We start from the raw sequence: 13,492 nt of genomic DNA on the forward strand, positions 1-13,492 counted from the left end.
CCGCACCCGCTTGTGTGCTGCGTCCGACGGTACGGGCGAGGTGATCAGCGGGACAGATCGCTGAGCGAAAGCGCCCCCCTGCGCCCCCTCGGTTCACTCCGAGCGCCCGCCCGGACGGGTGAATGAAGGGCGGTCGCCGGATACACCCTGGAAGTGGGGGAACGGTGGGGGGACCGTGGAGCGGCGGCGCAGCAGCACCCCGTGTTCGCCGCTCCACGGGCCGGACGGGAGCGCCTCAGCCGAGTACGGCGAGGCTCTTCGCCTTGCCCTTCTGTTCCTCCACCAGCGCCAGGAAGCGGCCCTCGGGGTCGAAGACGGCCACGGCGCCCGCGCCCGCGTACTCGTCGGGCATCTCGAGCCGAACGCCGTTGAGGAGCAGCCGGGCCCTCTTGGCGTCCACGTTCCAGCGGGGGAACGCGGCGGCGGCCGCGTCGGCGATCGGCATCACGCTCAACTCCTGCTGGAGTTGGTCGAGCGTCTTCGCCGAGTCCAGCTTGTAGGGGCCGACGCGGGTGCGGCGCAGGGCGGTGAGATGGCCGCCGACGCCGAGATCGGCGCCCAGGTCGCGGGCGAGGGCGCGGATGTAAGTGCCGGAGGAGCAGACGACGGAGACGACCAGGTCCAGGACGGGGGTGCCTCCCCCGGACTCCGTCCCGGGGGACCCCTCGGCGACGGCGTCGCGGACGTCGTACACCGAGAAGGACGAGACGGTGACCGGGCGGGCCGGGATCTCGAAGTCCTCGCCGTCGCGGGCCCGCTTGTAGGAGCGGACGCCGTTGATCTTGATGGCGCTGACCTTGGACGGCACCTGCATGATGCGGCCGCTCAGCTTGGCGACGCCCGCGTCGATCGCGTCCCGGGTGACCTTCGAGGCGTCCGTGGACCCCGTGATCTCGCCCTCGGCGTCGTCGGTGAGGGTCGTCTGGCCGAGCCGGATCGTGCCCACGTACTCCTTCTCGGTGAGCGCGAGGTGCCCGAGGAGCTTGGTCGCCTTCTCGATGCCGAGGACGAGGACGCCCGTCGCCATCGGGTCGAGCGTGCCGGCGTGGCCGACGCGGCGGGTCCCCGCGATGCCCCGCATCTTGGCCACGACGTCGTGCGAAGTGAAGCCCGACGGCTTGTCGACGATGACAAGGCCGTCGGGCGGGGTCGGCTTGCGGTTCATCAGGCGGAGTCGTCCGTCTCGTCCTCGTCACCGGGCTTCTTGTACGGGTCGGCGTCGCCCGCGTAGCCGGCGCCCGCGGACACCTCGCGGACCTTCTCGTCGGCGGCGCGCGCCTTGTCGAGGAGGTCGTCGATGGTGCGGGCGTTGTCCGGCAGGGCGTCGGCGACGAAGGCCAGCGTCGGCGTGAACTTCACGCCGGCCGCGCGGCCCACCTCGGAGCGCAGGACGCCCTTGGCGCTCTCCAGGCCGGCGGCCGCGGCCGCCCGCTCCTCGTCGTCCCCGTACACCGTGTAGAAGACGGTCGCCTCCCTGAGGTCACCCGTGACCCGGGTGTCCGTGATGGTGACGTGGGAGCCGAGCCGCGGGTCCTTGATCCCGCGCTGCAGCTTCTGGGCCACCACCTGCTGGATGAGGTCCGCCAGCCTCTTGGCGCGCGCGTTGTCGGCCACTGGTCCGTCTCCCGTTCTTTCTTCTTCTTGCGTTTGCGTGGTCGGTCGGTCGGTCAGTCGTCTTCGCCGTGGAAGCGGCGTCTGACCGACAGCAGCTCCACCTCGGGGCGCCCGGCGACCAGCCGTTCGCACCGGTCCAGTACACCGGTCAGGTGCTCCGCGTCACCCGAGACCGCGGCGAGGCCGATCCTGGCCCTGCGGTGAAGGTCCTGGTCGTCCACTTCGGCCACGCTCACCGCGAACCTGCGCTGGAGCTCGGCGACGATCGGACGGACGACGGAGCGCTTCTCCTTCAGCGAATGTACGTCGCCGAGGAGGAGGTCGAAGGACAGAGTCCCCACGTACATGTGTATCCGGTTCACCCGCCGGTACGGGATCGATGGCCCTGCCGCCATGGGACAGGGACATCGAGAACGGTACAACGTTCACGGCGGCCGCCCGAAGGGGTTTTCCCCGCTCGTGCGTCCGCCGGACGCCGCACCGGCCGGCGGGGATCGATCCCCGCCGGCCGGTGCGGACCACGGTTGCCTACACCCGCGGCTTCTCCCGCATCTCGTACGTCGCGATGACGTCGTCGATCTTGATGTCGTTGAAGTTTCCGAGGTTGATACCGCCCTCGTAGCCTTCGCGGATCTCGGTGACGTCGTCCTTGAAGCGACGCAGGCCCTCGATGTTGAGGTTCTCCGCGATGACCTTGCCGTCGCGGATGAGGCGCGCCTTGGTGTTGCGCTTGACCTCGCCCGAGCGGACCAGGACACCGGCGATGTTGCCCAGCTTGGACGACTTGAAGACCTCGCGGATCTCCGCCGTGCCGAGCTCGACCTCCTCGTACTCCGGCTTCAGCATGCCCTTCAGGGCCGCCTCGATCTCCTCGATCGCCTGGTAGATGACCGAGTAGTACCGGACGTCCACGCCCTCGCGCTCGGCCATCTGCGCCGCGCGGCCGGCCGCGCGGACGTTGAAGCCGATCACGATGGCGTCCGAGCCCATCGCCAGGTCGATGTCGGACTCCGTGACCGCACCGACGCCGCGGTGCAGGACGCGGATGTCGACCTCTTCGCCGACGTCCAGCTGGAGCAGGGAGGACTCGAGGGCCTCCACCGAACCGGAAGCGTCACCCTTGATGATCAGGTTCAGCTGCTGGACCTCGCCGGCCTTCAGGGCGGCGTCCAGGTTCTCCAGGGAGAACCTGCGCGTGCGCTTGGCGAAGGCGGCGTTCCGCTCGCGGGCGGCACGCTTCTCGGCGATCTGGCGGGCGGTGCGGTCCTCGTCGACGACGAGGAAGTTGTCGCCCGCACCCGGGACGTTGGTCAGGCCCAGGACCTGGACCGGCGTCGACGGGCCGGCCTCGGCGACGTTGTTGCCGTTGTCGTCGAGCATGGCGCGGACACGACCGTAGGCGTCGCCCACGACCATCGTGTCGCCGACCCGCAGGGTGCCTCGCTGGACGAGGACCGTCGCCACGGCGCCGCGGCCGCGGTCGAGACGGGACTCGATCGAGATGCCCTGCGCGTCCTGGCCGGGGTTGGCCCGCAGGTCGAGCGAGGCGTCGGCGGTGAGGATCACGGCCTCCAGCAGGGAGTCGATGTTCAGACCCTGCTTCGCGGAGATGTCGACGAACATCGTGTCGCCGCCGTACTCCTCGGCCACCAGACCGAACTCGGTGAGCTGACCGCGCACCTTGGTCGGGTCGGCGCCCTCGACGTCGATCTTGTTGACCGCGACGACGATCGGGACCTCGGCCGCCTTGGCGTGGTTGAGCGCCTCGACCGTCTGCGGCATGACGCCGTCGTTGGCCGCGACGACCAGGATCGCGATGTCCGTCGACCGGGCACCACGGGCACGCATGGCGGTGAACGCCTCGTGACCCGGGGTGTCGATGAAGGTGATCGCGCGGTCCTCGTCGTTGACCTGGGTCGAGACCTGGTAGGCACCGATGTGCTGGGTGATGCCGCCTGCCTCGCCCGCGATGACGTTCGTCTTGCGGATGGCGTCGAGCAGTCGGGTCTTTCCGTGGTCGACGTGACCCATGACGGTGACGACCGGCGGACGGACCACCAGGTCCTCGTCGTCGCCCTCGTCCTCGCCGAACTCGATGTCGAAGGACTCGAGCAGCTCGCGGTCCTCCTCCTCGGGGCTGACGATCTGAACCGTGTAGTTCATCTCGCCGGCGAGGAGGTGCAGCGTCTCGTCGGAGACGGACTGCGTGGCCGTGACCATCTCACCGAGGTTCATCATCACCGCGACGAGTGACGCCGGGTTGGCGTTGATCTTCTCGGCGAAGTCGGTGAGGGAGGCACCGCGCGACAGGCGAATGGTCTCGCCGTTGCCGCGAGGCAGCATCACGCCGCCGACCGACGGGGCCTGCATGGCCTCGTACTCCTGGCGCCTCTGCCGCTTCGACTTGCGACCGCGACGCGCGGGACCGCCGGGACGGCCGAAGGCGCCCTGCGTGCCACCACGGCCACCGGGGCCGCCGGGACGACCGCCGAAACCGGGACGGCCACCGCCGCCGCCGAAGCCGCCGCCACCGCCGGGACCGCCGGGACGACCGGCGAAGCCGCCGCCACCGCCCGGACGGGCGCCGCCGGCGCCGGGACCGGCGGGACGGCCGGCGAAGCCGCCGCCACCACCGGGACGACCGCCGCCGCCGGGACGACCCGCACCGCCGGGACCGCGGCCGCCGGGGCCGCCGCCGGGACGCGGGCCGGCAGCGGGACGCTGCGGCATCATGCCGGGGTTGGGACGCGGACCGCCGCCGGGACGCGGACCGCCGGGGCCTGCGCCCTGGGGACGGGGCATGCCGCCCGGGCTCGGACGTGCGCCGCCCGGAGACTGCGGACGCGGACCGCCGCCCTGGCCGCCGGGGGCCTGGGGACGGGGACCGGCGCCGGGAGCACCCGGGCCGCCGGGACGCGGGGCGCCCTGCGGACGGGGCGCCTGCGGGCGCGCCATGCCGGCGTTGCCGCCGGACGTGAAGGGGTTGTTGCCCGGACGCGGACCGGCCGGACGGGCACCGCCCGGACGGGGGGCGCCGGAACCGCCGGGACGCGGACCCTGGGCCGCGGCCGGACGCTGACCGCGGTCACCGCGGTCACCGCGGTCGCCACGGTCCTGGCCGGGCGCGGGACGGCCGGGACGGGGCGCGCCGGGGCGCGGACCCTGGGAGGCCGGGCGGGGGGCGGACTGCGCCGGACCCGACGGGGCCGGGGCCGACTGGGCCGGAGCGGCCGGCGGAGCGGTGAACTCCGGGGCGGCCGGGGCCGGACGCGGTGCGGGCTTGGGGCCCGGCATCGGACGCGGGCCGGAGGCGGCCGGCGCGGGGGCCGACGAGGCGGCCGGCGCGGCCGGAGCCGCGGGCGTCTGCGCCGCGGCGGGCTTGGGGGCGGGCGGCCGCGGAGCGGCCGGGCCCGGACGGGCCGCCTGCGCCGGAGAGGGCGCACCGGGCCTGGGGGCAGCCTTGCGCGGGGCGGGCTTCGCGGACCTGCCGCTGCCACCGCCCTGGAAGGCGTCAGTCAGTTTGCGGACAACGGGCGCTTCGATGGTCGAAGACGCCGAACGGACGAATTCACCGAGTTCCTGGAGCTTGGCCATGACGACCTTGCTCTCCACCCCGAACTCCTTGGCGAGTTCGTATACCCGGACCTTAGCCACTTCGCTCCTTTTAGGTCCGGGTGTGTCCGGACCGTCGCTACTTCATGGGCGTACTCATCGCGTGCTCATCGAGTGCTCATCGCAATCTCGACCTACTTCCAACTCGCGGGGTACCAGAGCCGCACGGAGGTTCCGTGCGACGCCTTCTTACGGTGTCGCCTGTTCGGCGACGTTCGTCTGCTCGACGTACTGGCGCAACGCGTTCGTGTCGAGCGCTCCCGGGGCTCGCAACGCCCTCGTGAACGCCCGGCGGCGTACCGCCTGGTCGAGACAGACCGGGGCGGGGTGCACATACGCACCCCGGCCGGGCAGCGTACCGCGTGGATCGGGGACGCATGCGTCCTTGATCGCCACGATGCGCAGCAGCTCCGTCTTGGCCGCTCGCTTCCGGCACCCCACACAGGTGCGTTCAGGGCATGCTCCGGTTGGCGTCCGGCCAGACACAGCTAAGTCTACCTCCCCGCACCGACCTCACCCCTTTGGGGCCAGAATCGAACAGTTGCCGCGCAGAACTCTGACGTGATCTCAGCCACCACAGGCCGAGATCTATTCCTCCGGCTGCTCGGTGTCCGGACGGATGTCGATCCGCCAGCCGGTCAGACGGGCGGCGAGCCGGGCGTTCTGCCCTTCCTTGCCGATCGCCAGGGACAGCTGGTAGTCCGGCACGGTCACGCGCGCCGAGCGGGCCGCGAGGTCGACGACCTCGACCTTGGAGACCCGGGCCGGGGAGAGCGCGTTGGCCACCATCTCGGCCGGGTCGTCGGACCAGTCGACGATGTCGATCTTCTCACCGTTCAGCTCGCCCATCACGTTGCGCACCCGGCCGCCCATGGGGCCGATGCAGGCGCCCTTGGCGTTCAGACCCGAACGGGTGGACCTGACGGCGATCTTCGTACGATGACCGGCCTCGCGTGCGATGGCGGCGATCTCGACCGAGCCGTCGGCGATCTCCGGCACCTCCAGGGCGAAGAGCTTCTTCACCAGAGCGGGGTGGGTCCGCGAGAGCGTCACGGAGGGGCCGCGCACGCCCTTCGCCACCCGGACGACGTACGACCGCAGGCGCAGGCCGTGCGTGTACGTCTCACCGGGGACCTGCTCCTGCACCGGCAGGATGGCCTCGAGCTTGCCGATGTCCACGAGCACGTTCTTCGGGTCGCGGCCCTGCTGGACCACGCCGGTGACGATGTCGCCCTCACGGCCTGCGTACTCGCCGAGCGTCGCGTCGTCCTCGGCGTCGCGCAGGCGCTGCAGGATGACCTGCTTGGCCGTGGTCGCGGCGATGCGGCCGAAGTCCGACGGGGTGTCGTCGAACGTGCGGGGCTCCTGCCCCTCCTCGAGGTCGTCGGGGTCCTCCTTCGCCCACACGGTCACATGCCCGCTCTGCCGGTCGAGCTCCACGCGCGCGTGACGGCGGCTTCCCTCGGTGCGGTGGTAGGCGATGAGGAGGGCCGACTCGATCGCCTCGACCAGCAGGTCGAAGGAGATCTCCTTCTCCCGTACCAAGCCCCGCAGGGCGCTCATGTCGATGTCCACGGCTACGCCTCCTCTTCCTTCTCGTTGTTGTCGTTCTTGTCCTTGCGGTTGAACTCGACCTGCACGCGCGCCTTGTCGACGTCGCCGAAGGCGAGTCTGCGGGCGGTGGCCCTGCGGCCCTTCACGCCCGGCACCTCGACGTCGAGCCCCTCGTCGTCGACCCCGACGATCCGGGCGACCAGTTCGCCGCCCTCGGTCAGCTGGAACCTCACCAGCCGGTCCGTGGCGCGCACGTAGTGCCGGTGCTCGGTGAGGGCGCGCTCCGCGCCCGGGGTGCCGACCTCGAGGGTGTACTCGCCCTCGCCCATCGCGTCCGTCTCGTCGAGCTTCGCCGAGAGCGCGCGGCTCACATCGGCGATTCTGTCCAGGTCCGCTCCGGTGTCGGAGTCGACGACCACGCTCAGCACCCGCTTGCGTCCGACGGAGTCCACGGTGATCTCTTCGAGATCCAGTCCCTGGGAGGCGACGAGCGGTTCCAGGAGCTCTCGCAGCCTCTCGCTCTGGGTGGTGCTCATCCGGGTGACTCCTCGGCCGCGTGTGCTGTTGTGGGACGGTGCGCGTGTCTGGTCAAAGGGTATCCGGTCGCAGGGAGTGTTGCCGTCCACCTGCGCACGGAGGGTGGCCGGGCATCGCGCGCACGGTGCCGCTGAGTGGTGGGCGGCGTACGCGCGGGTACGGTGATCACGGGCCCGTCGCCCTTCTTGGTGTTCCTTCGTACGAGTTTCCGAGGACGTCTGCCGTGCCGTTCCCCCTCCCCTCGCGCACCCCGTCGGGACCGCGCAGAAGATCCCTGCTCGCGTCCGCCGCGGGAGCGGCGCTCCTGGCCGGCTGCTCCCCGGGCGCCGACGGCGGCGGGGAGGGCGGCGCGGATGCGAGCGGCAGCCCGGCGGCCGCCGAGCGGGCACGCGCGCGTGCGGCCGCGGACAGCGGCGGGCTGGTGGCGAGGTACGACGCCGTCCTGGCCGTGCATCCGGGGCTGGCGGGGCTGCTGGGACCGCTGCGGGCGGAGGTCGTCCGGCACGTGGACGCGTTCGGCGGCGTCCGCGGGACGCCCCCGTCGCGATCCGCGTCCCCCACCGGTTCACCAGCCGGCCCGCCCTCGGGCTCCGCCTCGGCGCCGCCGCCCGCGTCCGGGCCGTCCCCGGCTCCGGTGCTCGAGAAGGACGCCCTGGCCCAGCTGGCCGCCGCCGAGCGGGCGCTGGCCGACCGCAGGGCCGCGGAGCTGGTGGGCCTGCCCGGTGAACCGGCCCGGCTGCTGGCCTCGGTGGCGGCGGCCGGCGCGGCTCACGCCTATCTGCTGACGGAGGGGACCCGATGAGCGAGGAGACGAGCGCGGAGCTGACGGCGCTGCAGGCGGCGCTGGCCGCCGAGCATGCCGCCGTCTACGGCTACGGGGTGGTGGGCGGGCGCATCGGCGGGGAACGGCTCGTCGAGGCCCGGGCGGCCTACGACACGCACCGGGCCCGCCGTGACGCGCTGGTGCGCGAGGTGCGGGGCCTGGGCGCCGAGCCGGTCGCGGCGAGCGCCGGATACGCGCTGCCGTTCCCGGTGCCGGACTCCGCCGCGGCGGTGCGGCTCGCCGCCGAGCTCGAGGGACGCGTGGCCGGGGTGTACTCGGACCTGGTGCGGGCAGCCGGTGACGCACGACGCCGGGAGGCGGCGGCGGCACTGCGGGAAGCGGCGGTGCGCGCGGTGCGCTGGCGCGGCAGCAGCGTAGCCTTCCCTGGTCTCGCGGAGCGGGACGGTACGGATCCGGCCACGGGCTCGGCGCCCGCCACGACGGCGGCGCCCGCCGCGCCCCCGGCGGCAGCGCCGTCCGCCACGGCCACGGGGTGACCGCCGGTTCGGCCGGGAGCACGGAAAGGGGACGACTCGCGCATGGTTTTCGCACCGCCGCAGCGTCTGGTCAAGGCGCTCGGTGAGACGGCGCCGGACGGGGACGGCTGGTTGGAGAGACTGCCGGACACGCTCCGACAGGCCGTCGCGCTGCGCGAGTTGACCGTCGACCGGATCCAGGTGCCGGGCGGCCGGTCCAGCCTCGTCGTGCTGGTGCGCCGGGCGGACGGGACGCCGGCCGTGCTGAAGCTGGCCCCGCCCCGGTTCCGCCCCGAGGCGGAGCGGGCCGCGCTGGTGCACTGGGACGGACTGGGCGCCGTGCAACCGCTGGACGGGCCGGAGACGGCGGGGGCCCTGCTCCTGGAACGGCTGCATCCCGATGTGTCCGTGCGCTCGCTGCCGGAGGCGAAGGCGTTGCTGGAGGCGGCGGGGACGCTGCGGCGGCTGTGGGTGGAACCGCCGGCCGGCCGGGTCTTCGAGACGGTGGCCGAGCGGACCGGCCGTCAGGCCGAGGCGATGCGGAGCACTGCCGTCGGCTCCGAGGTGGCGGCGGCCGGGCTGGTGGACGCGGCGCTCGCCGCCCGGGAGGAGCTGGTGGGAACGGCGCCGGAGGTGCGGTTGCTGCACGGCACGTTCCGGCAGAGCAAGGTGCTGGCGGCCGAGCGGTCGCCGTGGCTGGCGGTGGGTCCGGATCCGGTGGTCGGTGAGTGCGCGTTCGATCTGGCGCGGCTGGTGCGTGACCGGGTGGAGGATCTGATCGGCTCCCCCTCGGGGGCGGCGACCACGCGGCGGCGGGTGCGCAAGCTGGCCGAGTCGCTGGAGCTGGACGCCGAGCGGGTGCGGGGGTGGACGCTCTTCCGGGCGGTGGAGTCGGGGGTGCGGGCGCTGCGGGTCGGACGGCCCCGGGACGCCGAGTTGCTGCTGGAGTTCGCCGGGTGGCTCTGAGGGACTGCTTCGAGCCCCCGGAGCCACCCGTGGCACCCGGCGGGACGTCCGGCTGACGTCGATGCGCGGCCCGGGGCGGGACCGTCGACGGCGCGGGTCGCCGGGGCGCCGCGGGCCGTGCGGACGGCGCCGTCGCGGTGTCGTCCGCGTGCCCGAGGGCGCCGGGGCGAACCCGCCGGTCGCCGTGACCGTTCCCCTCCGCGGCGGCGTACTGCCACGCCGCACCGTCGGGGAACGGCCCGAGCGAGGTCCGTGCGGCGGCCGTGCGCCCCCTCGGCCCCCTCCGGGACGGCTCCTGCGTCAGGCGGTGAGGCGGGCGATCGCCTCGTCCACCGTGAGCTCCTCGCGCTCGCCGGTCCTGCGGTCCTTCAGCTCCAGGACGCCTTCGGCGGAGCGACGGCCCGCCACCAGGATCTGCGGCACGCCGATCAGCTCGGAGTCGGTGAACTTCACGCCCGGGGAGACGCCGGCCCGGTCGTCGACCAGGACGCGCAGTCCGGCCGCGCGCAGCTTCTCGGAGACCTCCAGCGCCAGCTCGGTCTGCAGCGCCTTGCCGGCGGCGACCACGTGCACGTCGGCCGGGGCGACCTCGGCGGGCCAGCACAGGCCCTTGTCGTCGGCGGTCTGCTCGGCGAGGGCGGCGACCGCGCGGGAGACGCCGATGCCGTAGGAGCCCATGGTCACGCGGACCGGCTTGCCGTTCTGGCCGAGGACGTCGAGCTTGAGGGCGTCGGCGTACTTGCGGCCCAGCTGGAAGATGTGGCCGATCTCGATGGCGCGGTCCAGCTTCAGGCCGGTGCCGCACTTCGGGCAGGGGTCGCCCTCCTGCACGACGACGACGTCGACGTACGCGCCGACCTCGAAGTCACGGCCCGCGACGACGTTCTTCGCGTGCGTGCCCGCCTTGTTGGCGCCGGTGATCCAGGAGGTGCCGGGAGCCACCCGCGGGTCGGCGATGTAGGCGACCTTGTCCCCGAGGCCCTGCGGACCGACGTAGCCGCGCACCAGGTCGGGGCGGCCGACGAAGTCCTCGGCGGTGACCAGTTCGACGGCGGCGGGGGCGAAGTGCGCCTCGACCTTGCCGAGGTCCACCTCGCGGTCGCCGGGCACGCCGACGGCCATGATCTCGCCGTCGACCTTGACCAGCAGGTTCTTGAGGGTGGCGGAGGCCGGGACGCCGAGGTGGGCGGCGAGGGTCTCGATGGTCGGGGTGTCCGGGGTGGGGATCTCCTCGAGCGCGGCGACGCCGTCGGCGTCCACCGGCTTCAGCTCGTACGTGATCGCCTCGGTGTTCGCCGCGAAGTCGCAGTTCGGGCAGTCCGCGAAGGTGTCCTCGCCGGCCTCCGCCGGGGCGAGGAACTCCTCCGACTTCGAGCCGCCCATCGCGCCCGCGGTCGCGGCGCAGATGCGGTAGTCGAGGCCGAGACGCTCGAAGACGCGCTGGTAGGCCTGGCGGTGCAGGGCGTAGGAGTGGGCGAGGCCCTCGTCCTCGGTGTCGAAGGAGTAGGAGTCCTTCATGAGGAACTCGCGGCCGCGCAGGATGCCGGCGCGCGGGCGGGCCTCGTCGCGGTACTTGTTCTGGATCTGGTAGAGGATGACCGGCAGGTCCTTGTAGGAGGACGCCTGGTCCTTCACCAGCAGGGTGAAGATCTCCTCGTGGGTCGGGCCGAGGAGGTAGTCGCCGCCCTTGCGGTCCTGAAGGCGGAACAGCTCGGCGCCGTACTCCTCCCAGCGGCCGGTCGCCTCGTACGGCTCCCGGGGCAGGATGGCGGGGAGCAGCACCTCCTGGGCGCCGATCGCGTCCATCTCCTCGCGGACGATGCGCTCGACGTTGGCGAGGACCTTCTTGCCGAGGGGCAGCCAGGACCAGATGCCGGCGGCGGTGCGGCGGACGTAGCCGGCACGGACGAGGAGCTTGTGGCTGAGGACCTCGGCGTCCGCCGGGTCGTCGCGCAGCGTCTTCGCCATCAACTGGGACATGCGCTGGACCGGTGCGTTGGCCATGGTTGTCGTACTCCTGCCGATGGGGTACCCCCGCTCGAACGAGGCCGAGAGCGGGAGAAGGTGATGGCTAGGAGGTTAGCCGGGAGCGCGGCGTGCCCGGAAATCCGTTATTCCGGGCGCAGGAGGGGAAGCGTGGCGCCCATCACCGCATAGGGGCGGGGGGCGCTGGGGAAGAGGACGCGGCGGGCCAGGTCGTGGTAGCCGAGGGAGCGGTAGAGGGCCCGGGCGGGGCTCTCCGTGTCGATCGCGGAGAGGATCGAGCGGGGCTCGGTCGCGGTGTCGGTGATCGTGGTGATCAGCGCCCGGCCCGCGCCGCGGTTCTGGTACGCGGGATGGACGTGGAGCTCGGTGATGACGAAGGAGTCGTCCAGCCAGTGCTCGTGGTGCTGGGCCCGCAGATAGGGCTGGACGACGGTGGACCACCAGTGGGCGCGGTCGTTGGGCATGCCGTAGACGAAGCCGATGAGCCGGCCCTCGGACGTCGTCGCGCCGAAGGCGCGCGCGCCCGGGTTCGTCATGTGGCGCAGCACGATCTGGCGTCTGACGGCCACCTCGTCGGGGCCGAGCCCGAAGGCGACGGCCTGGACGGCCAGGGCCTCGTCCACGTGGGCGGGAAGGTCCAGGGGGCCGATGACGAGGTCCATGGCGGGGAGCCTACAGGGGCGTCAGAAGAGCACGCTGGTGAAGGCGCCGACCTCCCGGAAGCCGACCCTGCGGTACGTCCGCCTCGCCGCGGTGTTGAAGTCGTTCACATAGAGACTCACCACGGGGGCCACGTCCGCCAGGGCGTAGCGCAGGACCGCCGCCATGCCGGGGGCCGCCAGGCCCTGTCCGCGGTATTCGGGGGCCACCCACACGCCCTGGATCTGGCAGGCCCGGGACGTGGCCGCGCCGATCTCCGCCTTGAAGGCGACCCTGCCCCGGTCGTCGAGACGGGCGAACGAGCGGCCGGAGCCGACGAGTTCGGCGACCCGGGCCTGGTAGAGGAGTCCGCCGTCGCCGGCCATCGGGGAGACGCCGACCTCCTCGGTGAACATCGCCACGCAGGCCGGCATGATCGTGTCCATCTCGTCCTTGCGGATGCGGCGGACGTAGGGGTCCGGGGCGATGTCGCCGGGCATACGGTCGGTGATCATGAGGGGCTGGTGGGCGCGGACCTCGCGGGCCGGGCCCCAGTGGGGTTCGAGGAGGCGCCACAGCCGGGTCGTCGGCTCGGTGGGGCCGACGATCGAGGAGCAGCGGCGGCCGGCACGACGGGCGCGGTCGGCGAAGGCCCGTACCGCGCGCGGGGTGGCGCAGATCGGGACGAGGTTGGCGCCCGCGTAGCACAGGGAGGTCAGCATGCCGTCCTCGTACCAGCCCCACATCTCGCCGCCGAGCCGCCACGGGTCGAGGCCCGCGACCTGTACGCGGGCGGTCACGAAGGCGTTGGCGACCGGCTCGCGGTCGAGGACGGCGAGCGCGGCGTCCAGGTCGCTCGGTTCGAGGACCCGGGAGGTGGTCTGGGTCAACACGCGCGGGGCCTCACACTCAGGTCTGCTGATCTCCGCACTGTACCCTCGGAAGCTTTGCGATGCCGCCCTGCGTTCGCTCGGCGTTCGTCCACCGTGACCGTGGGCTCCGTGGGCCGGGCGGAGGCGTGCTTGCGGGGGCTGCCGCCCCGGACCGCCGCTCCGGGCCCGAACGGGACTCGTCCTCGGAACTCTCCCCCGTGGGCGTGCTACCGGACGGGCCGGGCGTTCCCGTCCGGTACGACCCCCGTCAGCCCGCGACGGACACCGACGGTTCGCCGGACGGAAGGCCCGCCGCCTCCATCTGCTCGGCCAGCTTCATGGCCTCCTCGATGAGGGTCTCGACGATCTTCGACTCGGGGACGGTCTTGATGACCTCGCCCTTCACGAAGATC

General features: G+C 72.8%; 13 protein-coding genes and 1 pseudogene. 3 read left to right on the top strand and 11 right to left on the bottom strand.

Features of this window, described 5'->3' with window-relative positions:
- Nucleotides 1–235: 235 nt before the first annotated feature.
- The 7 genes from truB to rimP form a co-directional block, all read right to left on the bottom strand.
- A complete protein-coding gene (gene truB / locus IE239_RS37165) occupies nucleotides 236–1,165 on the bottom strand; it encodes a tRNA pseudouridine(55) synthase TruB (RefSeq protein WP_190153873.1) in 930 nt (309 codons plus the stop codon).
- Nucleotides 1,165–1,614, bottom strand: coding sequence for a 30S ribosome-binding factor RbfA (rbfA, locus tag IE239_RS37170; RefSeq protein WP_054239652.1), 450 nt, complete (start codon nucleotides 1,612–1,614; stop codon nucleotides 1,165–1,167). The genes truB and rbfA overlap by 1 nt, the downstream gene beginning before the upstream one ends.
- A gap of 53 nt (nucleotides 1,615–1,667) precedes the next feature.
- A complete protein-coding gene (locus IE239_RS37175) occupies nucleotides 1,668–1,961 on the bottom strand; it encodes a DUF503 domain-containing protein (RefSeq protein ID WP_190153888.1) in 294 nt (97 codons plus the stop codon).
- 181 nt (nucleotides 1,962–2,142) lie between these two features.
- Entirely contained in the window at nucleotides 2,143–5,268 is a 3,126-nt protein-coding gene (infB, locus tag IE239_RS37180) for a translation initiation factor IF-2 (protein WP_190153874.1), read from the bottom strand.
- Between the two features lie 147 nt (nucleotides 5,269–5,415).
- The gene (locus IE239_RS37185; RefSeq protein WP_190153875.1) at nucleotides 5,416–5,712 is read right to left on the bottom strand and encodes a YlxR family protein; all 297 of its coding nucleotides are present in this window, start codon (nucleotides 5,710–5,712) and stop codon (nucleotides 5,416–5,418) included.
- A gap of 102 nt (nucleotides 5,713–5,814) precedes the next feature.
- A complete protein-coding gene (gene nusA / locus IE239_RS37190; protein WP_190153876.1) occupies nucleotides 5,815–6,801 on the bottom strand; it encodes a transcription termination factor NusA in 987 nt (328 codons plus the stop codon).
- A 2-nt stretch (nucleotides 6,802–6,803) separates the two neighbouring features.
- Nucleotides 6,804–7,316, bottom strand: coding sequence for a ribosome maturation factor RimP (gene rimP, locus IE239_RS37195; RefSeq protein ID WP_190153877.1), 513 nt, complete (start codon nucleotides 7,314–7,316; stop codon nucleotides 6,804–6,806).
- Between the two features lie 224 nt (nucleotides 7,317–7,540).
- On the opposite strand from rimP, the gene IE239_RS37200 reads away from it, so the two are divergent.
- From IE239_RS37200 to IE239_RS37210, 3 genes are read left to right on the top strand one after another with little or no spacing between them, the layout of a single operon-like run.
- A complete protein-coding gene (locus IE239_RS37200) occupies nucleotides 7,541–8,119 on the top strand; it encodes a hypothetical protein (protein WP_190153878.1) in 579 nt (192 codons plus the stop codon).
- Nucleotides 8,116–8,637: a ferritin-like domain-containing protein gene (locus tag IE239_RS37205; RefSeq protein ID WP_190153879.1), complete on the top strand. Its 522-nt coding sequence runs from the start codon at nucleotides 8,116–8,118 to the stop codon at nucleotides 8,635–8,637. Before IE239_RS37200 ends, IE239_RS37205 begins: the two co-directional genes overlap by 4 nt.
- A gap of 42 nt (nucleotides 8,638–8,679) precedes the next feature.
- The gene (locus IE239_RS37210; protein ID WP_190153880.1) at nucleotides 8,680–9,582 is read left to right on the top strand and encodes an aminoglycoside phosphotransferase family protein; all 903 of its coding nucleotides are present in this window, start codon (nucleotides 8,680–8,682) and stop codon (nucleotides 9,580–9,582) included.
- Nucleotides 9,583–9,882: 300 nt separating this feature from the next.
- On the opposite strand, the gene IE239_RS37215 is transcribed toward IE239_RS37210, so the two are convergent.
- From IE239_RS37215 to IE239_RS37230, 4 genes and pseudogenes are all read right to left on the bottom strand, one after another.
- Nucleotides 9,883–11,586 (bottom strand): proline--tRNA ligase, encoded by a 1,704-nt coding sequence (locus tag IE239_RS37215; protein WP_190153881.1) that lies wholly within the window; start codon nucleotides 11,584–11,586, stop codon nucleotides 9,883–9,885.
- 107 nt (nucleotides 11,587–11,693) lie between these two features.
- Nucleotides 11,694–12,230, bottom strand: a complete 537-nt coding sequence (locus tag IE239_RS43180; protein ID WP_190153882.1) for a GNAT family N-acetyltransferase — start codon at nucleotides 12,228–12,230, stop codon at nucleotides 11,694–11,696.
- A gap of 21 nt (nucleotides 12,231–12,251) precedes the next feature.
- Nucleotides 12,252–13,100: a GNAT family N-acetyltransferase gene (locus IE239_RS37225; protein ID WP_190153883.1), complete on the bottom strand. Its 849-nt coding sequence runs from the start codon at nucleotides 13,098–13,100 to the stop codon at nucleotides 12,252–12,254.
- A 247-nt stretch (nucleotides 13,101–13,347) separates the two neighbouring features.
- Nucleotides 13,348–13,492, bottom strand: a pseudogene (locus IE239_RS37230) (flavodoxin-dependent (E)-4-hydroxy-3-methylbut-2-enyl-diphosphate synthase); the annotation flags it as partial.

The sequence above is a fragment of the Streptomyces humidus genome, assembly GCF_014649655.1.
In the GTDB taxonomy this organism is placed as follows: Bacteria; Actinomycetota; Actinomycetes; order Streptomycetales; family Streptomycetaceae; genus Streptomyces; species Streptomyces humidus.

What these genes read in the sequence shown, in the direction of transcription:
- truB (WP_190153873.1), bottom strand. Translation starts at nt 1,165, where the DNA reads ATGAACCGCAAGCCGACCCCGCCCGACGGCCTTGTCATCGTCGACAAG.
- IE239_RS37175 (WP_190153888.1), bottom strand. Translation starts at nt 1,961, where the DNA reads ATGTACGTGGGGACTCTGTCCTTCGACCTCCTCCTCGGCGACGTACAT.
- rimP (WP_190153877.1), bottom strand. Translation starts at nt 7,316, where the DNA reads ATGAGCACCACCCAGAGCGAGAGGCTGCGAGAGCTCCTGGAACCGCTC.
- IE239_RS37205 (WP_190153879.1), top strand. Translation starts at nt 8,116, where the DNA reads ATGAGCGAGGAGACGAGCGCGGAGCTGACGGCGCTGCAGGCGGCGCTG.
- IE239_RS37210 (WP_190153880.1), top strand. Translation starts at nt 8,680, where the DNA reads ATGGTTTTCGCACCGCCGCAGCGTCTGGTCAAGGCGCTCGGTGAGACG.
- IE239_RS37215 (WP_190153881.1), bottom strand. Translation starts at nt 11,586, where the DNA reads ATGGCCAACGCACCGGTCCAGCGCATGTCCCAGTTGATGGCGAAGACG.
- IE239_RS43180 (WP_190153882.1), bottom strand. Translation starts at nt 12,230, where the DNA reads ATGGACCTCGTCATCGGCCCCCTGGACCTTCCCGCCCACGTGGACGAG.